This window comes from Mycobacterium pinniadriaticum (assembly GCF_026242045.1).
Lineage (GTDB): Bacteria > Actinomycetota > Actinomycetes > Mycobacteriales > Mycobacteriaceae > Mycobacterium > Mycobacterium pinniadriaticum.
The window spans coordinates 20226-43315 of the sequence record NZ_JAPJDO010000010.1; the positions used below are offsets into that span (position 1 = coordinate 20226).

22 protein-coding genes are annotated in these 23090 nt (G+C 67.3%); 13 read left to right on the forward strand and 9 right to left on the reverse strand.

What is annotated here, in order from left to right; genetic code table 11:
• The first annotated feature begins 267 nt into the window (after positions 1–267).
• From ORI27_RS13490 to ORI27_RS13520, 7 genes are read left to right on the forward strand one after another with little or no spacing between them, the layout of a single operon-like run.
• Positions 268–984 (forward strand): VirB8/TrbF family protein, encoded by a 717-nt coding sequence (locus tag ORI27_RS13490; protein ID WP_265997371.1) that lies wholly within the window; start codon positions 268–270, stop codon positions 982–984.
• On the forward strand, positions 981–1697 hold the full coding sequence (locus tag ORI27_RS13495; RefSeq protein ID WP_265997372.1) for a hypothetical protein: 717 nt from the start codon (positions 981–983) through the stop codon (positions 1695–1697). Before ORI27_RS13490 ends, ORI27_RS13495 begins: the two co-directional genes overlap by 4 nt.
• A 27-nt stretch (positions 1698–1724) precedes the next feature.
• Positions 1725–3221 (forward strand): class I adenylate-forming enzyme family protein, encoded by a 1497-nt coding sequence (locus tag ORI27_RS13500; RefSeq protein WP_265997373.1) that lies wholly within the window; start codon positions 1725–1727, stop codon positions 3219–3221.
• A 16-nt stretch (positions 3222–3237) separates the two neighbouring features.
• Complete coding sequence (locus ORI27_RS13505) at positions 3238–3540, forward strand: hypothetical protein (protein WP_265997374.1); 303 nt, start codon at positions 3238–3240, stop codon at positions 3538–3540.
• A 58-nt stretch (positions 3541–3598) separates the two neighbouring features.
• A complete protein-coding gene (locus tag ORI27_RS13510) occupies positions 3599–4192 on the forward strand; it encodes a fatty-acid--CoA ligase (protein ID WP_265997592.1) in 594 nt (197 codons plus the stop codon).
• An 8-nt stretch (positions 4193–4200) separates the two neighbouring features.
• Positions 4201–4404, forward strand: a complete 204-nt coding sequence (locus tag ORI27_RS13515; protein ID WP_265997375.1) for a (2Fe-2S)-binding protein — start codon at positions 4201–4203, stop codon at positions 4402–4404.
• A 3-nt stretch (positions 4405–4407) separates the two neighbouring features.
• Positions 4408–4869: a nuclear transport factor 2 family protein gene (locus ORI27_RS13520; protein ID WP_265997376.1), complete on the forward strand. Its 462-nt coding sequence runs from the start codon at positions 4408–4410 to the stop codon at positions 4867–4869.
• 26 nt (positions 4870–4895) lie between these two features.
• Here the strand turns inward: ORI27_RS13520 and ORI27_RS13525 are convergent, their stop codons facing one another.
• A complete protein-coding gene (locus ORI27_RS13525; protein WP_265997377.1) occupies positions 4896–6149 on the reverse strand; it encodes an IS110 family RNA-guided transposase in 1254 nt (417 codons plus the stop codon).
• Between the two features lie 299 nt (positions 6150–6448).
• Here ORI27_RS13525 and ORI27_RS13530 point away from each other — a divergent pair, with 299 nt between their 5' ends.
• The 4 genes from ORI27_RS13530 (at position 6449) to ORI27_RS13545 (ending at position 9470) form a co-directional block, all read left to right on the forward strand.
• Entirely contained in the window at positions 6449–7186 is a 738-nt protein-coding gene (locus ORI27_RS13530; RefSeq protein ID WP_265997379.1) for an SDR family NAD(P)-dependent oxidoreductase, read from the forward strand.
• A 77-nt stretch (positions 7187–7263) separates the two neighbouring features.
• Complete coding sequence (locus tag ORI27_RS13535) at positions 7264–7848, forward strand: hypothetical protein (RefSeq protein ID WP_265997380.1); 585 nt, start codon at positions 7264–7266, stop codon at positions 7846–7848.
• Positions 7845–8348, forward strand: coding sequence for a flavodoxin domain-containing protein (locus tag ORI27_RS13540; protein WP_265997381.1), 504 nt, complete (start codon positions 7845–7847; stop codon positions 8346–8348). Before ORI27_RS13535 ends, ORI27_RS13540 begins: the two co-directional genes overlap by 4 nt.
• Before the next feature lie 120 nt (positions 8349–8468).
• A complete protein-coding gene (locus tag ORI27_RS13545; RefSeq protein ID WP_265997382.1) occupies positions 8469–9470 on the forward strand; it encodes an Acg family FMN-binding oxidoreductase in 1002 nt (333 codons plus the stop codon).
• Positions 9471–9474: 4 nt separating this feature from the next.
• Here the strand turns inward: ORI27_RS13545 and otsB are convergent, their stop codons facing one another.
• Positions 9475–13476, reverse strand: a complete 4002-nt coding sequence (gene otsB, locus ORI27_RS13550) for a trehalose-phosphatase (RefSeq protein ID WP_265997383.1) — start codon at positions 13474–13476, stop codon at positions 9475–9477.
• Between the two features lie 163 nt (positions 13477–13639).
• Here otsB and ORI27_RS13555 point away from each other — a divergent pair, with 163 nt between their 5' ends.
• A complete protein-coding gene (locus ORI27_RS13555) occupies positions 13640–14521 on the forward strand; it encodes a universal stress protein (protein WP_265997385.1) in 882 nt (293 codons plus the stop codon).
• 44 nt (positions 14522–14565) lie between these two features.
• Here the strand turns inward: ORI27_RS13555 and ORI27_RS13560 are convergent, their stop codons facing one another.
• From ORI27_RS13560 to ORI27_RS13585, 6 genes are all read right to left on the reverse strand, one after another.
• The gene (locus ORI27_RS13560; RefSeq protein WP_407666306.1) at positions 14566–16299 is read right to left on the reverse strand and encodes a sensor histidine kinase; all 1734 of its coding nucleotides are present in this window, start codon (positions 16297–16299) and stop codon (positions 14566–14568) included.
• Between the two features lie 26 nt (positions 16300–16325).
• Positions 16326–16973 carry a hypoxia response regulator transcription factor DosR/DevR gene (dosR, locus tag ORI27_RS13565; protein ID WP_265997389.1) on the reverse strand — a complete coding sequence of 216 codons (648 nt, stop codon included), beginning with the start codon at positions 16971–16973 and terminating at the stop codon, positions 16326–16328.
• Between the two features lie 34 nt (positions 16974–17007).
• Positions 17008–17877, reverse strand: coding sequence for a universal stress protein (locus ORI27_RS13570; RefSeq protein WP_265997390.1), 870 nt, complete (start codon positions 17875–17877; stop codon positions 17008–17010).
• Positions 17878–17986: 109 nt separating this feature from the next.
• Entirely contained in the window at positions 17987–18961 is a 975-nt protein-coding gene (locus ORI27_RS13575) for a 1-phosphofructokinase family hexose kinase (protein ID WP_265997391.1), read from the reverse strand.
• Between the two features lie 3 nt (positions 18962–18964).
• Entirely contained in the window at positions 18965–21004 is a 2040-nt protein-coding gene (locus tag ORI27_RS13580; protein WP_265997392.1) for an erythromycin esterase family protein, read from the reverse strand.
• Entirely contained in the window at positions 21001–21291 is a 291-nt protein-coding gene (locus tag ORI27_RS13585) for a dsRBD fold-containing protein (RefSeq protein WP_265997393.1), read from the reverse strand. Before ORI27_RS13585 ends, ORI27_RS13580 begins: the two co-directional genes overlap by 4 nt.
• Positions 21292–21423: 132 nt before the next feature.
• Here ORI27_RS13585 and ORI27_RS13590 point away from each other — a divergent pair, with 132 nt between their 5' ends.
• Positions 21424–22059 (forward strand): SRPBCC family protein, encoded by a 636-nt coding sequence (locus ORI27_RS13590; protein ID WP_265997593.1) that lies wholly within the window; start codon positions 21424–21426, stop codon positions 22057–22059.
• 3 nt (positions 22060–22062) lie between these two features.
• On the opposite strand, the gene ORI27_RS13595 is transcribed toward ORI27_RS13590, so the two are convergent.
• Positions 22063–23046 (reverse strand): Acg family FMN-binding oxidoreductase, encoded by a 984-nt coding sequence (locus ORI27_RS13595; RefSeq protein ID WP_265997394.1) that lies wholly within the window; start codon positions 23044–23046, stop codon positions 22063–22065.
• Positions 23047–23090: the final 44 nt, after the last annotated feature.

Below are 23090 nucleotides of genomic sequence, written 5' to 3' on the forward strand. Positions count from 1 at the left end.
CGGACCGCTCTGGTCGCAGTGCAACCAGGCTACTTACCGCTGGTGATAATCTCATTCTCACAGGATGTCGCGTCTGTACCAGGCGTGTCGGCGCGAACTGCGCCCAGCGTCGCCGCCGCATCGTCGACAATGAGCGGCGGTCCGGGCGGCGCGCTCAGCGGCCGCCCGTACGCTGGCGGGATGGTTGGACCAGAGAGGAGTTCGACATGCGACGCTCATACGTTGTCGCGCGCCGCGTGCCGAGCATGAACGACGTGCGTGGACGCCATGGCGGCTGACGTGAACGAAGAGGCGGTCTCGGAGGCGCTGGCCGAGCTCGCCGAGGCCGAGGCGGCCGAAGCCGAAGCCCGCGCAGAGGCCGCGCGCGCCAAGGCCACCGCCGCACGCCTGCGGGGCTCGGCATCGACCGATGACGCCGCGGCGTCAGAAGAGATGGAGCCCCTCGAGTCCACCGAGGACATCGAGGACTTCGAGGACGACCGCCGCGGGTGGTGGTCGCGGATAGGTCGGTTGACGGTCGCGGTGGTTCTGGTCGTGGCTGTGGCTGTTGGATCGCTGGTGGTGACGGGCATGATGGTCGTCGCGCATCAGAAAGTCACCGCCGAGCAGGCACACCGCGCGGAACTCATCAAGGCCGCCACCACCGGTGTGACGGCGCTGCTGTCGATCGATTACAACCGCGCCCAGGCCGACGTCCAACACGTCATCGATTTGTCCACCGGAACGTTCAAGGATGATTTCTCCCGGGGTGCCGACGATTTCGTGAAGACGGCCGAGCAGTCCAAGGCGGTGACAGTCGGTTCGATCAAGTCGGCCGCACTCGACAGCGATAACGGCGATACCGGGGTGGTGTTGCTCGCGGCGTCCTCGACAGTCACCAATGCCAATGGGGCACATCAGGATCCGCGCGCCTGGCGGATGAGCGTCACGGTGGCGCGCGACGGGGACCAGTACAAGATGTCGAATGTGGAGTTCGTGCCATGAGCAGCGACGAGAACAAAGAAGAAAATCTGACCGGCGTGGAGATCACCGAAACCGCTGCGACAGAACCCGACGTCACCGACGACGACAAGGTAACCACCGAGGACTCCGGCGCCAGCGAGGAAACCGTCGCCGAGCCGGCGGCAGCCGACCCTGCACCCGGTGCCGGCCGTCGGGCGCTGAGTTGGTCCGGCAGGCACTGGGCGGCGATTCTGCTCGCGGTGCTGCTGGTGGCATCGGCCGGCGCCGCCGGCGGCGTCTACTGGTGGATGTACCGACCGGATCAGCAGGCTTTCGGCTTGAACCTGTTCACCACGGCTTCCGTCGACCAGCAGATCCAGGACCGGCAGAAGCAGGTCTCCGACGCCGCGCGGGACGGCACGGTGGCGCTGCTGTCCTACGCGCCGGACACTCTGGACAAGGACCTGGCTAACGCCAAGTCCCACCTCACCGGTGAATTCCTCAAGTACTACAGCCAATTCACCGACCAGATCGTGGCGCCGGCCGCTAAACAGAAGGGTGTCAAGACCGAGGCAACCGTGCAACGCGCGGCGGTCTCGGAGTTGAACCCCGACATGGCGACCGTCCTGGTCTTCGTCAACCAGGTGACCACGAGCAAGGACCGGCCCGACCCGGCGCTGTCGACGAGTGCCGTCGTGGTGAAGCTGACCAAGACCGACGGTCGTTGGCTGATTTCCGAATTCAACCCGGTCTAGACACGCGGCGACAGGAGAGGTCAATCGATGAGCGTGGCACTGTTGTTGGAGATGGCGGCCTCCGACGCCGAGCGGGTCGCGGTGGTCACCGACGACCAGCGGCTGACGGTGGGCGAGCTGAACGCCCTGGCCGACGGCGGCGCCGGAATCATCGCCGGCTCCGGAGCGGGCAGTGTCGTCTACGTGGGTCTCGGTGGTGCCATGCTGCCGCTGCTGATCTTCGCCTCGGCGCGCGCCGCGCGGGCCTTCACGCCGCTGAACTACCGACTGTCCGGGGAGGCGCTGACCGAGCTGATCGAGCGGTTACCCGACCCGCTGATCGTCTTCGACGCCGAATACGCCGACGTGGTCGCGGGCCTGGGCATGGCACGGATGGAATCGCAGGAGTTCCTGGCCGCCGCGGCGACGGCCGAGCCGGCCGCGGAATTCCCCGACCCCGATGATGTGGCCGTGGTGCTGTTCACCTCGGGTACCACATCACGGCCGAAAGCCGTTGAGCTGACCCATAACAACCTCACCAGCTACGTGACCGGCACCGTCGAGTTCGCCTCCGCCGAGCCGGGCGACGCCGCGCTGGTCTGCGTGCCGCCCTATCACATCGCCGGTGTCAGCGCGGCACTGTCGAATCTGTATGCCGGTCGCAAGATGGTCTACCTGCGCAAGTTCGACCCGCGCGAGTGGATCCGGCTGGCCTCGACCGAGGCGGTCACCAGCGCGACCGTGGTGCCCACCATGCTCGATCGCATCATCGCCGAGCTGGAGACCAATCCCACCCCGCTGCCGGCGCTGCGGAGCCTGGCCTACGGCGGCTCGAAGGTCGCGTTGCCCCTGGTGCGCAAGGCGCTCGAATTGCTGCCCGAGGTGGGCTTCGTCAACGCCTACGGCCTGACCGAGACCAGTTCCACCATCGCCGTTCTCACGCCCGACGATCACCGGGATGCCCATCAGGCCGCCGACGAACCAGCCCGCAGGCGACTCGGCTCGGTCGGCCAGCCGGTGCCGGGCATCGAGGTCCAGATCCGCGCCGACGACGGTACGGTCCTGGGTCCCGAAGAGGTCGGCGAGCTGTTCGTCCGCGGCGACCAGGTGTCGGGCCGCTACGCCGAAATCGGCTCGGTGCTGGATCCAGAAGGCTGGTTCCCGACCAAGGACGTCGCCTACCTGGATGCCGATGGTTATCTGTTCATCGGAGGTCGCTCTGATGACACCATCATCCGTGGCGGGGAGAACATTGCTCCGGCTGAGGTCGAGGATGTGCTGGTCGAACATCCCCACGTGCGCGACGTCGCCGTCGTCGGTGTGGAAGACGCCGAATGGGGCCAGATCATGGTCGCCGTCGTGGTCCCCGTCGCGCACATCACCCCGGACCCGGAAGATCTGCGCGCCCACGTGCGGACGCAGCTGCGCGGATCGCGCACGCCCGACCGGGTGGTATTCCGCCACGAGCTGCCCACCACGCCGACCGGCAAGGTGCTGCGCCGCCAGCTGGCCGACGAACTGAAGTCGCCGAGCCCAACCCAGTGATTCCAGGAGGACAACCATGATCAAGACCGGCACCCGACTGCAGAGCCAGGTCTGTGACACCCAGGTGATCGTCGTGCGGTCGTCGGACAGCCTCGATGATCTGCGCGCCGGCGGCGTTCCGATGATCCCGCTGGACGGCGAGAAAACCGAAGGGGCCCAGCTGGATTCAGCGTTCTCCGGCGGCACCGTGATGGGCAAGCGTTACGTCGACGAAAGCGGCGCCGAACTCCTGGTCACCAAGGCCGGGGCGGGCAGCCTGAGTGTGGGCACCACGGTGCTGGAGCAGAAGACCGCCAAGCCGCTGCCGGCCAGCGACTAGACGGGGGTCGGGCGTGGACGGTACGGCGCAGGGTCAGACCCACACGCTCGTTCTCGCCATGGACTACCGGGTTCCCGACCCGAGCCGGGTATGGCCGGTACTGCAGCGCAGCAAGGCGCCCCTGGTCGACCTGGGTGCGCATTATGTGGTGCTGTACACCGCGACACGGGACCCTGGCCGCGTCATGGTCACAATGTCCTTGCGCAGCAAGGAGCCCATCCTGGAGGTACTGCGCTCTCGCGCCTTCCTCAGCTGGTTCGACGCCGTAGGCCTCGATGACATCCCCGCGATCTTCGCCGGCGAGACGGTGGAAAAGGTCACCCTGGTCGAGCCCACCGAGGCGGGCCCGCCTGGGGTGATCGTCGGGGCGATCGCCACGATCGAGGACGTGCCGTCGCTGATCGAGGGCGTTCACGAAGGATTGCCGAGATTCGCCGCCGCGGGCGTGCGGGCGGTGCGGATATTCCAGGCCTTCGACGACGACCACGAGCTGATGATCCTGCAGGAACTCGATGACGAGGCCGACGCGATCGCCTGGGTGGACCACCCCGATGTCGCGGCCGAATGGATGGGCCGCACCGGCATCGGGGCCTACCCGCCGGTCTTCGTCGGCCGGCTGCAGCACATCATGCACATGGACGAGAACGCCTGAGTCCCGCGATGTTCGTCTGTCTGTGTAACGGTGTGACGAGTCAGGTGGTGACCGATGCGGTTGAAGCCGGTGCCCACACGACCAAACAAGTTGCCAAGGTTTGCGGTGCGGGGGCCGAATGCGGTCGGTGCCGACGCACCGTCCGGGCCATCATCGAGGCCGCCGGGGTCGCAGAGCCGAAGCGGCACAAGGGTTTCCTGCACAAGAGGTGAGAAATGGACATACAGCGCATCAGTGACGAACTCGAAATCGCCTCGGTGCTCCACCGCTATGCCCGCGCGGTTGACGGCAAGGACTGGGACCTGTTGCGGTCGCTGTTCACCGATGACGCCCACCTCGACTACAGCTGTGTCGGGGGTCCGGCCGGGGGGCGCGAGGAGGTCTGCGGCTGGCTGGAGCGCTCGCTGACGCTGATGCCGATGACCCAGCACTTCGTCACCAATATCGAAGCCGACATCGATGGTGACACCGCAACCGTGCGTGCGATGTTCTACAACCCGATGCTGCTGCCCGGCGCCAGTGAGACAAGTGCGTGCGGTGGCTACTACCACCACGTTATGGTGCGCACCGCAGGCGGATGGCGCAGTAAGCAGCTGCGGGAGGAGAACCTCTGGTTCGACAACCCGCCGAGCACTCAGCGCCGAGCGGAGTTGCATGAGAAGGCGGATCGCGCATGAGTGGCCCTGTGTCAAGCCGCCCTGTGTCAAGCCGCGGTGTCGTTGCGGCTTTGGATGAGGCGTTGGAGGGCGCCGTGTTGGTCTGGGTTGTAGGCGACGCCGTCCTGCCAGCAGTGCCAGATGACGTAGATCCAGGCGCGGGCCAGGATGCGTACGGCGTGGGGGTGGTCGTGGCCGCGGGTGATGGCGCGGTCGTAGAGGTCGGCGGCCCAGGGATTGGCTCGTCGGGAGTCGCCGGCAAAGTCGGTGACGGCGTCGCGCAGTTGTTTGTCGCAGGACCAGCGGAATCCGACGCTGCGGATCTTGCCGGATTGTCGAGTGGAGGGGGCGACCCCGGCCAGACAGGCCAGGGACTCCGGTGTGGGGAAGCGGGCGCGGCAGTCGCCGATCTCGGCGAGCAGTCGGGCGGCGCGGATTCTGCCGGCGCGGGGCAGGCTGGTGAAGATGTGTGCATCGGTGTGCAGTGCCAGTTGTTCGTCGATCTGCATCGACAGTGCTTTGATCTGTTCGGTCACGGTCTGAAGAACAGCCAAAAATGCTCGGGTTACGTGACTTTCGGTGATTGCTTGGTCACCGGAGACGCCACGGGGTGCAGCGGTCAGGCGGGCGTGCAAGACGGCGGGGTCGGTTCGTCCGCAGTAGCCGACGCTGGCCAGCCAGGCGGCCAAACGTTTGGGCGAGAGCCAGTCGGCGCGGTCTTGGCAGTCGAAACGACTCAGGAACCTCAGGCTGATCGGGCTGTCGATGTCGGCGAACAGGCCCACTGCGGCGGGGAATACGCGCTTGAGATGTTCGCGGAGCTGGTTGGCCATGGCCACACGGTGGGCGACCAGGTCTTTGCGCGCGCGGCAGGCGCGGCGCAACGTGACGGTGGCCGGGTTGTCCGGTGTCAGGGGTCGCAGCCGGATGGGGTCGGTGCGCAAGGTGTCGGCGAGCACGAAGGCATCGAAGCGGTCGTCTTTGTTGCCAGCCGACCCGTAGCGTCCGCGCAGATTCTTGACCTGGTTGGGACTGATGACCACAACGGTCAGGCCGGCCTCGAGCAAGGTGTCGATCACCGGGCCGTCGGGGCGTTCGATGGCAACCTCGCCGACACCGTGTTTGGCGAGCAGCCTGACCAAGCTGTGCAAGCCGGCATCAGAATGCTCGATGGTCGCACGCACGATCTGTCGACCTCGGGCATCAACGATGGACACCGCGTGATCATCGCGGGACCAGTCGATACCAGCGGTCAGGCCGTTGGGCGGATGGTCGGGCAAGGGAATTGGGGCAGACTTCAAGACAGCCTCCTCGCTGCTGAACCCAGTGGGGAGGCACCCGACGTTCGGTGGCAGAACGTGACAGCCGCGTCGCTCACTGATCGGCGCTCACCGGCGCACAGCCCTGTTGACGGTCGGCACGGTCTGGGAACTGCCGGGCCTCGCAAAACTCATGCTGGACGTCGGCGGCGTCAAGCGAGCAGGGCGATGACCCAGCAGCCACCTCGGGTGCATCGGCGACCCATCCAAGACCACCGACACACCCGATGGTGCACCCGTAAACCCTCGGAGAAGATCACCGACACACGGATGGTGCACCAGTGAGCGGTGTTATCGTCACCGGAGCGGCATCGGGTATCGGCCGGGCCTCGGCCGAGGCGTTGGTCGCCGACGGGCGCCGCGTCGCGCTGTGGGACATGGCCGCGGCGGTTGCCGACGTCGCCGCGGAACTCGGCATGCCGTACGCGGTGATCGACGTGTGCGACAGCGCTGCGCTGCGCGGGGCGATCGACCAAGCGGCCGCTGAACTGGGCGGAATCGATGGACTGGTGCACGCCGCCGGGCGGGTCATTCCCGAACCGGTGGGCGCCTACACCGAGGAATCCTGGGACGCCGTCCTCGACGTCAATCTCAAGGCCCAGGCGATCCTGGCGCAGCTGCTGCTACCGCATCTGCAGGAGGCCGTCCGCGCCGGCTCCGCACCCGCGATCGTCGGAATCTCCAGCATCGAGGGACTGACCGCCAACCCGTTCATCCCGGCCTACTGCGCCTCCAAGGCCGGCCTGCTCGGACTCACCCGATCGATGGCCGCCCAACTGGGCCCCGAGGGAATCCGGGTGAACGCGGTGTGCCCGGGATTCATCCGCACCCCGATGTTGCAGATCGCCCTGGACATCGACGAGGTACGCCAGGGCTTCGAGGCGGCCGCGCCGATGGGCCGGCTGGGCAACCCGGAAGAGGTCGGCGCAGCGGTCGCGTTCCTGATGTCACCGAAGGCTTCCTTCGTCACGGGCGCTCATCTCGTCGTAGACGGGGGAGTGACCAGCAGGCATCCGTGAGACTCGGGTCGATGGTCCTCCGCGGCCGGGCCGTCGGCCCCTTTCTCTCCGGGGCCGGTGTCGACCAGTATTGAGCCATGACGACCGGCGTCGAGGGCATGGTCATCGATGCGGCGTTGCCGTCGTATGATGTGGCGATCTCCGAACATGTTGTGGTGCAAGCAGATCCATCGGCCACCTACCGCGCTGCCCGTGGACTGGACCTGCTCAGGGTGCACAGTCCGTTGCTCGACGCGGCGATGTGGGTGCGCGAACTGCCGTCGCGGTTGGCCGGCCGGCCGGCACCACCGCTGTCGCGCCTGGTCGTCGGCGAAGGAGTGGGCCTTCCGGGTTGGCTGGTGCTGGGTGAGCGTGATGGCACGGAAATCGCTTTCGGTGCCGTGGGTCGGTTCTGGCAGCCCGTCATCGAGTGGCGCAGCGTCGACGCCGCGGAGTTCGCCGGCTTCACCGAGCCGGGCTGGGGCAAGATCGCCGCCAACTTCTCAGTTCGCCCCTACGGGTCGGCCAAGACCCTGCTCAGCTATGAATGTCGCACCGCGACAACCGATCCCCGGTCTCGTCGACGCTTTGGGCGGTATTGGTGGTTGGTGCGGCCGTTCGTCGCGCACATCATGCGCGCAACCGTGCGTCAGATCAAGATGGATGCCGAGGTCCCGGCATGACACAGGTACTGGTGGCCTACGGTTCCAAACGCCGCGGCACTGCGGGTCTGGCCGCGATGATCGGTGATGCGCTCCTCGAGGCGGGCTTCACCGTAGTGGTGACGTCGGCGCGTGACGTCGGCGATCTGGAGGGCTTCGATGCCGTGATCGTCGCCGGCGCGCTCTACGCGAATCGGTGGCACCGCCACGCCCGGCGATTCGTACGCCGGCACGCGGCCGCGTTGCGCGGCCTGCCGGTGTGGCTGGTCAGCAGCGGACCGCTGGATGACTCGGCCGCTCTCGGCGACATCCCGCCGACCAAGCAGGTGGCCGGGTTCATCGAGCGGGTTGGTGCCCGTGGCCATGTGACGTTCGGCGGAACGCTGGCCGCCGACGCCCGCGGCTTTCCCGCCAGCGCGATGGCGAAAACCAAGGCCGGTGACTGGCGCGATCCGGCGCACATACGGCGCTGGGTTGCCGCCACGGTCGTGCCGGGGTTGTTGCCGGCCGGCGCGGGCTGAGCAGCCCGCGATCCGGCTGCACAAGTCCCCGCAGCAAAGGACTTACGTCTCTGTCCGGCCGTGGTGGGGCAGGGCGACAGTGGGTATACGAGCGGTGATCCAGTGAAGGTGACGAGAACCATGAGCGCGCATTTCCCCGACCCAGACACGGTTCGGGCCGTCCTGACCCTGGCCACGCAGGCGCCGTCGGTGCACAACTCGCAGCCATGGCACTGGCGGGTCGGGCCGCACAGTATGCAGCTCTATGCCGATCCGAGCCGGCACCTGCCCAACACCGACCCCGACCGGCGCGACATGCTCATCAGCTGCGGTGCCGCGCTGCACCACTGCACCGTCGCGCTGGCCGCGCTGGGCTGGCAGGCCAGGATCCGCCGATTCCCCAACCCCGCAGAGCCCGATCACCTGGCTTCGCTGCAGGTTCACCGGCAGCAGGCTGGGGAACTCGACATCACGCTGGCAGCCGCGATCGCCCGGCGCCGTACCGACCGGCGCAAGTACAGCGCCTGGCCGGTGCCCTCGGGCGACATCGCGCTGATGGGTGCCCGTGCCGCACGGGCCGGAGTGATGTTGCGCCAGCTCGATCTGCTGCCCGACCTCGCCGCGATCATCGCCCGGTCGGTGCGCAAGCACACCACCGACGCCGACTACCTCACCGAACTCAACGCCTGGAGCGGCCGGTATGGGTCGGTGGCCGGTGTGCCGGCCCGCAACACTCCGGCGTCCGACCCGAACGCGGCGTTGCCGGCCCGGGTGTTCGCCGGCCCGGTGCTGGCCCAGGCGGCGCAGGATTCGCCCGCCGAGGACAATGCCGTCCTGCTGGCGCTGGGTACCGAGACCGATGACGAACTGGCCCGGTTGCGCGCCGGGGAGGCGACGAGTCTGGTGTTGTTGTCGGCGACGGCGATGGGGTTGGCGACCTGCCCGGTGACCGAGCCGCTTGAGGTGCCCGAAACGCGGGAGGCGGTTCGCGCCGACGTCTTCGGCACCAGCGGCTATCCCCAGATGATGCTGCGGGTGGGCTGGGCCGCGGTGAATGCCGATCCACTGCCCGCGACGCCACGGCGCCCGCTGTCCGAGGTCGCCGACTGGCTCAATGACGGCGCCTTCATCGTCGGTGGCTGACGGTTCAGCCGAACCGCAGCGACGATCCGGGCGTGAGTCGTTGCACCTTGCCGCGACATTCGATCTCGATGGCCGGGTGATCGGTGGGATCGACGCTGACCTCGGCGGTGCGGCCGCGGACCGTCAGGTGTAGGCGGTAGCCGCGGTAGTAGATCGGCAACCGCAGGGCACCAAGGCTTTCCGGCCACATCGGGGACAGGATCAGCCGGTCGGCGCGGGTCTCCACACCGGTGAAGCAGCGCTGCAGCAGATCGATGCTGCCCGCCATTGCCGCGATGTGGATTCCCTCGGCGGTGGTACCGCCCTGGATGTCGGCCACGTCCGACATCAGCACCTGCTGGAAGTACCGCATGGCTCGCTCGCGATCGCCGCGGGCCAGCACCCAGGCGTGCACGACGCCGCTCAGCGTCGACCCGTGCGATGTCCGGTGCAGGTAGTAATCGACGGTCTTCGGGATCTGTTCCGGGGTGAAGCGATATCCCAACCGGGCCAACAGTTCCCGAAGTTCGTCCGAGGACAGCAGATAGAACAGCATCAGCACATCGGCCTGCTTGGAGGCCTTGTAGCGGTTGATGCTGTCGTTCTCGGCCTCCAGGATCCGATCAAGCCGCTGGATATTGCCATAACGCTGTCGGTAGCCGTGCCAATCGAGTTCGGCCAGCTCGCTGTACCCCTCGAACTGGCTGATCACTTCGTCCCCCGGCGTAGGCCCGGAATTCGAGGTGCAGTGGAAGGGCACGTACATCCGCCGGCTGACTTCGTCCCAGCTGTCCAGCTCGCGGCCGCGAATCCCCAGCCGCTCCATCAGATCCAACCGGTCACGCAGCGGCAGGGCGTCCAGGGCATCGAGCGCACGCACGATCACCCAGACAGCCATCACATTGGTGTAGGCATTGTTGTCGACACCGTCGTAGGGCGCGTCGGGATAGCCGGAGTGGAATTCGTCCGGGCCGATCACGCCACGGATCACGTAGCGGTCCAGTTTCTCGTCGAATTCAGTTCGGCTGACCCAGAATCGGGCGATCTCGGCGAGCATCTCGGCGCCGTTCTCGATCAGATACTCCAAGTCGCCGGTCACCTGATAGTACTGCCACACGTTGTAGGCGACCGCACTTCCGATGTGGTGGGCGCGCGCACTGGCGTCCGGATTCCAGCGTCCGGAGTTGGGATTGAGATGCAGCTTCTGGCTTTCCTCGCGTCCATCGCTGCCCGACTGCCACGGGAACATCGCGCCCTCGAAACCGGCCTCCTTGGCGGCGCGGCGCGCTTCGGGCAGCCGCCGGTAGCGATAACGCAGCAGTGATCGAGTGGTTTCCGGTGCCCGCAGGTTGAGCACCGGGAACACGAACAGATCGTCCCAGAAGATGTGGCCGCGATAGGCCTCGCCGTGCAGGCCGCGCGCGGGCACTCCGGCATCGAGGTCCACCGCGCGGTTGGGCACGGTCTGCAACAGTTGTAGCAGATGCAGGCGTACGACGCGCATGGCGTCGGCGTTGTCTTCGAACGCGATGTCGAATCGCTCCCACAGCTGGGCCCATTCGCGGATATGCCCGTCGCGCAGCTCGGCGTAGCGGCCCAGCTGGGTCAGCGATCGTTGGGCGGCGTCACCAGGTTCGGAGATCGCGTGATCGCGGCCGGTGACGACGGTGGCCATCTTCTCGATGGTGACCGACTCGCCCGCCGCGATCTTGACCAGATAGGTGTGTCCGGTGCGACGGTGCTCCTCGACGTAGGTGCCGTCGGTCATCAGGCGGTTCCCTCCGGTCCACACCCCGGTGCGGGCAGCCACCGCGATCGGGATCCGTGATTGAGTCGTCTGGCAGACCAGCAGAGCGCTGTTCGGCGACAGTTCACGGGTGGTGAACACGGCCAGGTGATCGCTGGCGAGGTCCCGGTAGCGCACGACGCCGCTGTTGCGAACGTCGCCGTCGATGATCGATCGGATTTGGATTTTGCCCGACCAGTCTTCGGCCGAGATGGTGGTCTCCAGCGCGCAGGCGTGCGGCAGATGCATGGCGGCGATGCGCCGTTGCACGACCCGGCTGGTACGTCCGGCGGGGTCACGAAACCGGAACTCGCGAGTGAGTTCGGCGTGCCGTAGATCCAAGCTCTGCCGGTAGGTCAGGATGTCCGCCGAGTCGATGTCGAACCACTCGTCGCCGTTGATCCGGAATTTCAACGACAACCAGTTCGGCAGATTGACCAGGCTCTCGTTCTCGACCGTCACCCCGTCGATCTCGTCGGTGAGCCGGTTGTAGACCCCGGCCGCATACGTCCCGGGATAGTGGAATGTCGCGGCGTCGGCTTCCGGCGCGCAGCCCCTGGTGGCGCGGTAGCCGTCGCCGACGGTGCACAACGCCTCCCGCAACCGTTCCTGTTCGGGCAGGTAGCCGCCAAAAGTGAACGACCAAGGGCCGGAGAGGATCTGGCGGTCCACATCACACTGATCGACCAGTCGCTCGATGAACTTCAGGACGTGTGCCGGATCGGACAGTGAGAACCGCGCGGCGGTCGACCGGTCGCCGTCCTCGTCATGGCGCACCACGATTCCGATCCCGTCGTGCAGCACGGCGTCGAAGGCGTCCTCGTCGGTCAGATCGTCGCCGATGTAGATGGGCAACAGCGGTTCGGTGCTGGTGATCCGGTCGGTGATCCACTCCAGGGTTTTGCCTTTGTCCCAGTCCAGGTTCGGGCGCAGCTCGACGACCTTGCGGCCTGCGGTGACCCGGAGTCCGTGGCTGCTGCCGACCCGGTGGACGGCGGCCGCGACGGTCGATGCGGCCTCGCGTGCGGCGTTGCGGTAGTGCACAGCCACCGCGAATCGCTTGTGCTCCACGACCACTCCGGCGATTTCTGCGAGTTGGGCAGTCAACTCGTCGGCGGCATCGGCCAGGACGGGCACCGCCGCCGCGGCGATCGCGTTCTCGTGGTGGGTGCCGTCGGGGTCGACCATCTCGAACCCGTGGCTGCCGGCGTACCACAGGCCGGGAATACCGATTCGGGAACGGATGTCGGCGAGGTCGCGGCCGGACAGCACCGCGACCGGATACAGCGCCGCCAGCGATTGCAGTGCTTTGTCCGCGCCGGATACCAGGGTGGCCGCCGCGGGGTCGGCGACGATATCGGACAGCGTGCCGTCGAAGTCGAAGAACAGCACCGGCTGGCGGGCCGACACCACGCCGGCCACCTGGCCGAACGACGGGAGGGCGTCGGGCAGGGCCGACATCCGCCGGTCGATCGTGCGCACCGTGACGTCGGCGAGATCGCCGATCACCACGTCGGCCCCACACCGCAGCAGGCCCTCGGCGGCGCTTCCTGATCGGTCCACGCCGATCACGAGTCCGAACCCGCCTGCGCGTCCGGCGCTGACCCCGGCCTCGGCGTCTTCGACGACGACACAGCGCCCGGGCCGTGCGCCGAGGCGATCGGCGGTCTCCAGCAGCATCGCCGGGTCGGGCTTGCCGGGCAGGCCGAGTTCCTCGGCCGTCAGACCGTCGACCCGCACCGCGAAGAAGCCACCGATGCCGGCGGACTCCAAGACCGCCTCGCAGTTGCGGCTTGCCGAGTACACCGCGGTACCCACACCGAGTTCGTCGAGCCGGCGAACCAGGGCCACCGTCGATTCGAAAGTCGGCACACCATCGGCGATCTTGGCCAGGTAGAGGCGTTGCTTACGGTTACCGAGGCCGCAGATGGTGTCCTCGCCCTCGTCGGAGGGCGCACCCCACGGCAGGGAAATTCCCCGCGATGCCAGGAAATCACGGACGCCGTCGTAGCGCGGTTTACCGTCGATGAAATGCCGATAGTCGGCGCTGGTGAAGTCGTACTCGGCGAATAACTCCGCCCAGGCTTCCTCGTGCAGCGACGCGGTGTCGGTGACCACGCCGTCGAGGTCGAACAGCACGGCGTCGTGGTAGCGCGGATCGATCGCGACCGGCAAGCCCAGGCTGGAGCCGCCGCTGCCAACGTTGCCGACAGAACCCCCGAACGGGCTTACGCTGGCCATGACACCGACATTGCCACATCAGAGCCTCGGCGATCAGGGCCTTGTGGCCATCCTGGATGGGACCAACGCCTCATGATGCCGACGACCGCCAGGCCTAGCGTGGGGGTGGCGGCTACTACACCTGAAGGGCTGCGGTCTCGTCACGAGTCGAAAGGAGCGTCTGATGTCAACTCCTGCAACGAAATATGACATTGTGGTCGGGGTCGACGGCTCACCAGAGTCGAAAGTGGCCGTCGATTGGGCGGCGCGGGACGCGGCGTTGCGCAGGCTGTCGGTGCGGTTGGTGCACGTTCTCATCCCGCCTGTGGTGATGACCTTTCCCGAGGTTCCGATGCCCTCGGGCTACCTGCAGTGGCAGGAGGACTCGGGTCGCGAAATCCTGGACAGCGCGTGCAAGACCGTGATGGAGGCCACCAAAGACCACCCGGTGGAGGTCGCGACCGAGTTGGTTTCCGGGCCCGCGGTGCCGACTCTGGTGGATCTGTCCAAAGACGCACAGCTGCTCGTGGTCGGTTGTCGCGGTCGCGGTGCGCTGGCCCGCGGATTGCTGGGCTCGATCAGCACCGGGTTGATCCATCATGCGCATTGCTCGGTGGCGATCATCCACGACGAGGATCCGCTGATGTCGCATCCGTCGAAGGCCCCGGTAGTGGTCGGCGTCGACGGGTCGCCGGCCTCGGAACGGGCCTTGGAGGTGGCCTTCGAGCAGGCCTCGTTCCGCGGGGTGGACCTGGTGGCGGTGCACGCCTGGAGTGACACGGGAGTCTTCGAGTTCCCGGGCGTCGACTGGTCGACGATGCAGACGGTGGCCCAGGAGACGCTCGCCGAGCGGCTGGCGGGGTGGCAGGAGCGCTATCCCGATGTTCCGGTCCACCGGGTGGTCGTCGCCGACCGGCCGGCCCGCCAGCTCATCGAGCAGTCCGAGTCGGCCCAGCTCGTGGTGGTCGGCAGCCACGGGCGCGGCGGGTTCGCCGGAATGCTGCTCGGTTCGGTCAGCACCGCGGTGGTGCACGGCGTCCGGATGCCGGTGATTGTCGCCCGGTGACGCGTCGGGCGGGATCGAATGTTTTCAGGCGGCGTAACCGGCCCTCAGGGCAACGGGGCCGTCCACCGGAGGATGGTGCCCCCGCCGGGCGCGTTACCCACCTCGAATTCGCCACCGACCTCCTCGGCGCGGCGACGCAGGTTGGTCAGCCCGCTGGCGGTGACATCGGCCGGGATGCCGCGGCCGTCGTCGACCACCTCGATCGCCAGTTCGTCCTCCACCCGGACGTTGACGGCCAGGGTTTGCGCATTTGCGTGCCGCACCGCATTGCTGACCGCCTCGCAGACCACCGCCTCAGCGTGATCGGCCAGCGTGGCATCGATCACGGACAACGGCCCGATGTACTGGACGTTGGTGCGCAGGTCCGAACCGGCGAACGCGCCGATCGTCTCGTCGAGGCGCTGTCGCAGCCGGGTGGTGCCCGCCGACCCACCGTGTAGGTCGAAGATCGCCGTCCGGATCTCCTGGATGACCCCCTGCAAGTCGTCGACGCTGTTCATCAGCCGCTGTTGCACTTCGGGCACCCGACTGCGGGGAATCGTGCCCTGTAGCGAGAGCCCGATGGCGAACAACCGCTGGATCACGTGGTCGTGCAGGTCGCGGGCGATGCGGTCGCGGTCGGAGTGCACATCGAGTTCCCGCAGGTGCCGCTGCGTGGTGGCCAGCTGCCAGGCCAGCGTAGCCTGGTCGGCGAATCCCGCCATCATGTCGAGCTGCTCGTCGCTGAATGCCTGCTTCCCGCGGCGGCGCACGATGACCATGACACCGGCAACGGCATTGGTGGTGCGCAACGGCAACACCAATGCCGTGCCCGCGTCGGGCACGGTGGCGAGTTCATCGCCGATGGTGTCGAACCGGCGCGGGGTGCGAGTGGCGAAGGACGCGCCGATGGCGCTGCCCGCCACGGGTATCGACGGTAGCGCCTGCGCCGGGCCGATCGCCCCGGCTGTTTCGACCACGAGCAGTTCCCGGATGTCCTCGACGGGCAGTTGAACGTCGCTGGGCACCGCGACGAGCACCACGTCGGCGGCGGTCAGCTTGACCGCTTCGTCGGCGATGAGCCGAAAAACCCGCGCCGGGTCGCCACCGCCGAGCAGCTCGGTGCCGATATCGCGGGTGGCCTCGATCCACGACTGCCGGGCGCGCGACTGTGCGTAGAGCCGGGCATTGTCGATGGCGATGCCCGCCGCGGCGGCCAGCGCTTCGACCAGCACCTCGTCGTCCTCGCTGAACGGTTGCCCATCCGCCTTTTCGGTGAGGTACAGGTTGCCGTACACCTCGTTGCGGATGCGCACCGGAACACCCAGGAAGGTCCGCATCGGCGGATGGTTCGGCGGGAAACCCACGGAGGCGGGGTGCTGCAGGATGTTCTCCAAGCGGATCGGCTTCGGCTCGTCGATCAGATGGCCGAGCACGCCGCGGCCCTCCGGCAGCGGCCCGATCTGATCCCGGGTTTCGGGGTCGATGCCCTCGTAGATGAATTCGACCAGTTCGTGGTCCTGACCGCGGACGCCCAATGCGCCGTAGCGGGCGTCGACCAGGTCGATGGCGGTGTGCACGATGGTTCGCAGCGTGACGTCCAGCTCAAGTCCCGAGGTCACCGCCAGCATCGCCTCAAGCAGCCCGTCGAGCCGATCCCGGCCCTCGACGATCTGCTCTACCCGGTCCTGTACCTCGACGAGCAACTCGCGCAAGCGCAGCTGGGACAGCGTGTCTCGCAGCGGTGGTGCCGCGTGCGGATTCCCCTCCGGCCCGACTTTGTCGGTCACGAAGACCATGGTGCCACCAGATCGGCGGCGATGCCTCAGTCTTCTCCTGTGTGATTGTGGTCAAGTTTGGAGATGAACACCGCGGCCTGCGTGCGCCGCTCCATGCCGAGTTTTGCCAGCAATCGCGATACATAGTTTTTGACCGTCTTCTCGGCCAGAAACATCCGCGCGGCGATTTGCTTGTTGGTCAATCCCTCCCCGAGGAGCCCCAGCAATACCCGCTCCTGTTCGGTGAGACCCGAGAGCGGATCGGAGCGCTCCGCGGCACCGCGCAGCTTGGCCATCAGCGCCGCGGCCGCCCGATTGTCCAGAAGCGAACGGCCCGCGCCGACGTCCTTGATCGCCTGGGCCAGGTCCATTCCCTTGATGTCCTTGACGACGTATCCGCTGGCGCCGGCGAGGATGGCGTCGAGCATGGCCTCGTCGGACGTGAACGACGTCAGCATCAGGCATCGCAGGTCGGGCATCTTGGCCAGCAGGTCACGGCACAGCTCGATGCCGTTGCCGTCCGGCAGGCGGACATCGAGCACCGCGACGTCTGGCTGCAGTGCCGGGATCTGCGCCAGTGCCTGCGCGACGGATCCGGCCTCACCGATGACCTCGAGCTCGGTGTCGGCGGACAACAAGTCGATCAGTCCGCGGCGAACGACTTCGTGGTCATCGACGAGAAAGACCTTCACCATGGGCTAACGATATCGGTCCGTCAGCCCGAATCCGTCACAACAGGCGCTGACGATCGACCACCAAAACCGAACAGTCGGTGTTGTGCAGGGCCGCCGAGCCCGTCGGGCCCAGCAGTTCCTCGATGCCTTCGGCATTGCGCGCACCCACCACGACCAGCTGAATCTCGGCGCCGTGCTTGGCGAGGTAGTTCAGCACGCTGCCGTGGACGGCGACCGGCCGGGCGTCCAGATCGGGGTAGCGATGTTTCCAGTGCGACAGCCGACGGTCGAGTTGGGCGCGCACCATCCGATTGCCGTCGGCCACCGCGTGGGAGTCATGCACGTCGGTGTAGCGCGACTGCCACGAGCTGAGCACCCGCAGCGGCGCCCCCCGCAACCGGGCCTCCTGGACCCCGAACTGCAATACCGCCGCGCTGTCGGGGGATTCATCGAGTTCGACGACGACCCATCCGGAATCATGCGCGATTGCCCGTTCGGATCCGCGCACGATCGCGACCGGGCAGTGGGCCGAGCCGACCAGAGCGGTGGCTGTCGTCCCGATGCGATTGTGGTCGTAGTGCTTGAGCCCCACCGCGCCGACACAGATCATCGCTGCCGCCCGGGACGCTTCCACGATTGTGGCGACCGGCTGGCCTTGCAGGACTTCCGTCTCGACCTTGACCGGCCGCTCGGTGACCTCGATGGCGTCGGCGGCGTAGCGCACCGCCAATTCGGCGCTGGCCTGTCGGCTCGCCTCCTCGTGCGGGTCGACCGGCTCGGAGCCGGACGGAGGGATCGCGGACACGAGTCGCAGCGGGATATCGCGGCTGACGGCTTCGTCGATGGCCCACACCGCGGCCCGGACGGCGGCCCTTGACCCGTCTACGCCGACGACGATCGACGGCGGTGTGAACGGTTCGGGCATCGATGGCTCCCCCGGGACGACAACGTCTATTGTGCCGACGTTATCGTCGCGGTGGGGCGAGTCTCAGGGCAGAAAGTCCCCAAGTGGTGCGAAAACGGCCCTAACGGCGTCAGCCGGTCACCAGTTCGATGTCGACGGGACTTTCGGCCAACTCGAACAGTCGCTCGGTGTCATCGCGTGTGCACGGGGCCGTACCCGGCGTCAGCAGCATCGCGGCACCGGCCGCGATACCCAGGCGCACCGCCTTGGTCAACGGCCAGCCGCGAGTCAGGCCGACGGCAACGCCGGCCACCATGGCGTCGCCTGCCCCGACGCCGCTGCCCGCCGGGACCACGACCGGCGGGAATCGGTGCGCACCCTGCCGGGTGACCAGCAGCGCGCCCCGCGCGCCGAGCGAGACCAGAACATGTTCGGCACATCCGCGTTCGATCAGCTCGTAGGCGGCGGCCAGTTGCTCCGCCTCGGTGACCAGGTCACGGCCGACGCATTCCCGCAGTTCCCGCAGGCTGGGCTTGAGCAGGAACACCCCGGAGGTGACGTGCCGGAGTCCGCCGCCGGAGGTGTCCAGGACGAACACCGCGCCGATGTCGACGCACACGTTGGCCACCTGTTGGTAGAAATCCGGGGGAACCCCGGGCGGCAGGCTGCCGCTGGCAACCACGATCGCGGCCGAGGCGGCTGCCCGGCGCAGCTGAAGCAGGCACTCGGTCTGCTCGGCCAGAGTGAGTTCGGGTCCGGGCAGCACGAAGCGGTATTGCTTTCCCGTGGAGCGCTCGTCGACGGTGAAGCTCTCCCGGGTGGAGCCGCCGACCTTGACGCGCTGGACCGCCAAGCCCTCGGCGACCAGCAGATTGTGCACCATGTTGCCGGCCGAACCACCGGCCGGGAACACCGCGGTGGTGGCGGCCCCGAGCACATCGGCCACCCGAGTGACGTTGATACCGCCCCCGCCGGGGTCGTACCGTGGCGCCGAGCACCGCAGCTTGTCCGTCGAATGCACTACGTCAGTGCTCGTGGTGATGTCGAGAGCGGGATTCATCGTCAGCGTGACGATCCGGTGGCCCCTGACGGCGAGTTCATTCATCGACTAGAGACCACTCGGATACGTTTCCGGGTTTTGCCCGGCGATCCACACACTGGTCGGTTCCAGTGGTTCCAGAGCGCGGGTGGAGTCGATGTGGATCATCGCGTCGAACTGATCGGATGGACGGACGTGGAAATAGTGGCTCTGCCGTTCGGTCTGCGGCAGGTAGATCACCCCTATCGCACGCCCGAGCCGCACCACCTCGAGCGCCTTGGCGGCCAGGGATCCGTCGTGCATGGGCACCAGGAAGGACGGTTCGCCGGTCTCGTGGAACAGTTCCTCGATGCTGCCCGGCAGGGCCGGGCGGACCACCTTGCGTTCGGCGATCCCGCCCCAGTCGCTGGCAGCGGTGACGGTGCCCTGGTAGGTGGAGAAGCCGATCAGGCGGCACTCGTCGCCGTACTGTTGACGGGCCAGCTGTCCGATGGTGAGCTGGCCGTCCGCAGAGACTTCGGTGGCGCGGGCGTCGCCGACATGAGAGTTGTGCGCCCACACCACGATTCGAGCGGGTTCTGGGCCGGCATGCCTGTCCAGATGGGCCAGCAGGGCGTTGAGCGTCTCGGCCATGTGCTTGTCCCGCATGTTCCACGAGGTCACCCGGCCGGCGAACATACCGCGGTAGTACGCCTCGGCGTTGCGCACTGTCACCGCGTTCTGCTGGGCGTAGAACAACTCGTCTTCGGCGAGTTCACCGTCTTGGGCCAGGTAGCTCACCGCGTCGCGCTGCATCTCCACCAGCTGCTCGATGGCCTGGCGTTCACAGGACTCCCCGGCACCGAAGGCGGCGGCGTAGCCATAGGCCTGGCCGTCATCACCGGTGGAGTGGTCAAAGCAGGCGTAGCGGGTTCTGGCGCGCACCGCGGCATTCGGGTCGACGGTGTCGAGGTAGGCGATGACCTCCTGCATCGAGCGGTGCATGCTGTACAGGTCCAGGCCATAGAAGCCGGCCTGCCTGCCGCCGTCCGCTGCGCGCCGACCGTTGTGCCACCGCAGCCAGCCGACGAAGTCACGCACTACGGTGTTGCGCCACATCCAGGCGGGGAACCGCTCGAAGCCGCGCAGCGCCTCTTCGGCCGTCGAGTCGTCACCCAAGCCCTGAACATAGCGATTGACCCGGTAGGCGTCCGGCCAATCAGCTTCTGCGGCAATGGCATTGAAGCCCTTCTCCTCGATCAGCCACTTGGTGATCTCGGCGCGGGCCTCGTAGAACTCGTGGGTGCCGTGCGAACTCTCGCCGATCAGCACGACGCGGGCGTCGCCGATCAGATCCTCGAGCACCTCGCGCGGCGGCACCCCGCCGGGGGCGTTGATCGCGGTGTGGGCAAGCAGATCGGCGGCGCGAGGCTCCGCCGGCGGCACCGGCCTGCCCGCAGTCGGTCGCGCGAGCAGCTCGCGCACCTCGTCGTCGGTGACCTGGCGGAAATCCCAGAACGATTCACCCACCGCAAGAAACGGCGTGGGCATCGAGGCGCACACCATGTCGTCGACGATCCCGGCGAACTCCCGGCAGGTGGACTCCGGTGCGGCCGGGACCGCGATCACGATCTCGGCGGGCTCGGATTCGCGCAGCGCCTGCACGGCCGCGAGCATGCTCGACCCGGTGGCCAGCCCGTCGTCGACGAGGATCACGGTCTTGCCGGTGACCTGCAGCGGCGGGCGCCCCTCGCGATAGACCGATTCCCGCCGGACCAACTCGCGGGCCTCGCGCTCGGCGACTTCCCGCAGCTGCTGCGGGGTTACCCGCAGCCCGCGCAGCACGTCGTCGTTGACCACGATGCGGCCGCCGCTGGCCAGTGCACCGACGGCGAACTCCTCGTGGCCCGGTGCACCGAGTTTGCGGACGATGAAGGCGTCCAGCGGGGCCCCCAGCGAACTGGCCACCTCGTAGGCGACCGGGATACCGCCGCGGGCCAAGCCCAGCACGATCACGTCGGGTCGGCCGCGGTACGCCTCGAGCAAGCCTGCCAGCACTTGACCGGCCTCGCGCCGGTCCTTGAACACCCGGCGGGGATGCTGCCGCCGAACTCCGGTGGATCTGGTCAATGTCTACCTCCGGTCAGGGCGGTCAGGGTGTGTCGACTGTGTTCGACGGTCTCGATCTCCGACATCGAGATCGCGAACAGCTGATTGGCCAGATTGGACAGCGCGCGGGCGACAGCCAACTCGTCGCGAAGCTCCACCGAATGCGCGTCACCCGCCGTCATCCGGGCGGTCCCCATGCCGATCAGGTTCCTGCTTCGCCAAGCCAACCGGGCGGTGGCCCGGGTGCGGTCGGTATCCTCGTCCACGGCGATCTGCACTGCCGAGTATTTGGTTGTGTTGTGTTCCATGTCTGCCCCCTCGTACCTGATTCGATCCGACCACTCGGCCCAGGTCACCGGTAGGGACCGAAGTCCTATCGCGGTGGGCAGAAGGCCCTACGGCTCGTCGAGGTTCTCGGCAAGACTGACGGTATGAACGGTATGTGGAAGACCGTGGTGGGTACGGCGCTGGTGGGTGCCGGGCTGTATGGGGCGCGGCGCTTTTATCGCAACTGGGGCACTACCAAGGAGGAGTGCCAAACACCGCTTCCCGGTGATGAACTCGTCGGCCGGCCGGCGGTCCAGACCACCGAAGGTGTGTGGATCGACGCGCCCGCAAGTGAGGTGTGGCGCTGGCTGGTGCAGATGGGCCAGGACCGGGGCGGGTTGTACAGCTACGAGGCCTTGGAGAACTCGGTGGGGCTGAAGCTGCGCAACGCCGATCGAATCCACCCCGAGTGGCAGCAGTTGGCGGTCGGCGACGTCATCCGGCTGGCCCCGCGCGGCTGGATGGGTTTGCGCGATGGGGTGGCGCTACCGGTCGCGCAGATCATCGAGGGCCAGTCGATCGTTCTTCGGATCGATCCGTCCCGGCTGCCATGGGACGGCGTGTGGTCGTTTCATGTGATGCCGCGCTGGGAGGATCGATGCCGACTCCTGGTGCGCAGCCGTTCGCGCCTGCGCCTGCCGGGTGAGGTGATCGGCGCCGAACTGTCCGGACCGGTGGTGTCACTGATGACGCGCGGAATGCTGCGCGGTATCAAGCGCCGCGCCGAGGCAGCACCCGTCGCCGAGTGAAGGTCAACCGCGGAACTCCAGAACGTCTGCCGGCGGCCGCCGCGGGGTGGCCGGCGGCAGTTGCGCGATCGCGGGCGCCAGGCCGATCCGAATGAGCAGTTGCGGGTTGTCGCGGTCCCCGGTGAGGGCCCGGATGATGGACCGGCTGGCTTCCAGTTCGGTCATGTGCGTCAGAGTGCAGGTGGCCAGGCCGGCCACGGTCGCCTCCAACAGCACATCGGAGAGCACCTCACCGCAGCCCAGCGCATCCCGGCGGGTGTCGTTATAGGTCGACAAGACCACGATGGTCGACTGATCATGGTCGACTTCTGGCCGCCGATCGGGATGCTCGTCGGCCGGGAAGGTCCGTGCGATGTCGAGCCGGTCCCGCTCGGCCGCTGAGACCAGGTTGCTATACGGCACACCGTCAGACATCTCGTATGGAGCTGTCCACCAATGGAGTTCGGCGTGATACGAGGAGTCGTACCGGCGCAGCGACTCGGTCAAACGGGACGCTTCGGCCAATTGCGGACGGATCGTGGCGGGCAGCACGTGCAACACCGCCTGGTCGGTGTTGATCGTGCTGCGCAACACCGGCTCGAAGGCTGCCCAATCGGGCGGCGGTGCGAACGGTAAACGGTCGGTGCGCCGGGTCAGGATCGCGTCAGCACGGGCTCGCTCGGCATCGGTGACGAATTCCGACGGGCTGAAGTCGATGGTGGCCAGGTGGTCGGGATCGTTGGGGTTGGGGAACCGCGCGATGTTCGCCCGCCAGCCCGCCGCGGCGAGTGCTACCCGCAGATGGTCGAGCACGGCGCCGCAGCTGATGATCGACTCCCGGCCGCTGATGTCGGTGGCGTGCGGAACCCGATGGGGCGCGAGAAAGAGTTTCAGGTCTGATCCCTCGGCGACCCAATGCCACGGCTGGCTGTTGTGCACCGACGGTGCGCGGCAGGCCAATTGCACCGCGTTCGCAATCACCTGGGGATCGAGCGCCGATTTGGCCATGGATAACCACCGCTTTCTGTTCTGAAATCAACCATAGGATCGCC

Coding starts and splice junctions, on each gene's coding strand:
- ORI27_RS13510 (WP_265997592.1), top strand. CDS start 3,599: ATGGACTACCGGGTTCCCGACCCGAGCCGGGTATGGCCGGTACTGCAG.
- ORI27_RS13585 (WP_265997393.1), bottom strand. CDS start 21,291: ATGGAACACAACACAACCAAATACTCGGCAGTGCAGATCGCCGTGGAC.
- ORI27_RS13540 (WP_265997381.1), top strand. CDS start 7,845: ATGACACAGGTACTGGTGGCCTACGGTTCCAAACGCCGCGGCACTGCG.
- ORI27_RS13515 (WP_265997375.1), top strand. CDS start 4,201: ATGTTCGTCTGTCTGTGTAACGGTGTGACGAGTCAGGTGGTGACCGAT.
- ORI27_RS13490 (WP_265997371.1), top strand. CDS start 268: ATGGCGGCTGACGTGAACGAAGAGGCGGTCTCGGAGGCGCTGGCCGAG.
- ORI27_RS13535 (WP_265997380.1), top strand. CDS start 7,264: ATGACGACCGGCGTCGAGGGCATGGTCATCGATGCGGCGTTGCCGTCG.
- ORI27_RS13575 (WP_265997391.1), bottom strand. CDS start 18,961: ATGAATGAACTCGCCGTCAGGGGCCACCGGATCGTCACGCTGACGATG.
- ORI27_RS13590 (WP_265997593.1), top strand. CDS start 21,424: ATGTGGAAGACCGTGGTGGGTACGGCGCTGGTGGGTGCCGGGCTGTAT.
- dosR (WP_265997389.1), bottom strand. CDS start 16,973: ATGGTGAAGGTCTTTCTCGTCGATGACCACGAAGTCGTTCGCCGCGGA.
- ORI27_RS13555 (WP_265997385.1), top strand. CDS start 13,640: ATGTCAACTCCTGCAACGAAATATGACATTGTGGTCGGGGTCGACGGC.
- ORI27_RS13500 (WP_265997373.1), top strand. CDS start 1,725: ATGAGCGTGGCACTGTTGTTGGAGATGGCGGCCTCCGACGCCGAGCGG.
- ORI27_RS13560 (WP_407666306.1), bottom strand. CDS start 16,299: ATGGTCTTCGTGACCGACAAAGTCGGGCCGGAGGGGAATCCGCACGCG.
- ORI27_RS13545 (WP_265997382.1), top strand. CDS start 8,469: ATGAGCGCGCATTTCCCCGACCCAGACACGGTTCGGGCCGTCCTGACC.
- ORI27_RS13505 (WP_265997374.1), top strand. CDS start 3,238: ATGATCAAGACCGGCACCCGACTGCAGAGCCAGGTCTGTGACACCCAG.
- ORI27_RS13520 (WP_265997376.1), top strand. CDS start 4,408: ATGGACATACAGCGCATCAGTGACGAACTCGAAATCGCCTCGGTGCTC.
- otsB (WP_265997383.1), bottom strand. CDS start 13,476: ATGGCCAGCGTAAGCCCGTTCGGGGGTTCTGTCGGCAACGTTGGCAGC.
- ORI27_RS13570 (WP_265997390.1), bottom strand. CDS start 17,877: ATGCCCGAACCGTTCACACCGCCGTCGATCGTCGTCGGCGTAGACGGG.
- ORI27_RS13495 (WP_265997372.1), top strand. CDS start 981: ATGAGCAGCGACGAGAACAAAGAAGAAAATCTGACCGGCGTGGAGATC.
- ORI27_RS13595 (WP_265997394.1), bottom strand. CDS start 23,046: ATGGCCAAATCGGCGCTCGATCCCCAGGTGATTGCGAACGCGGTGCAA.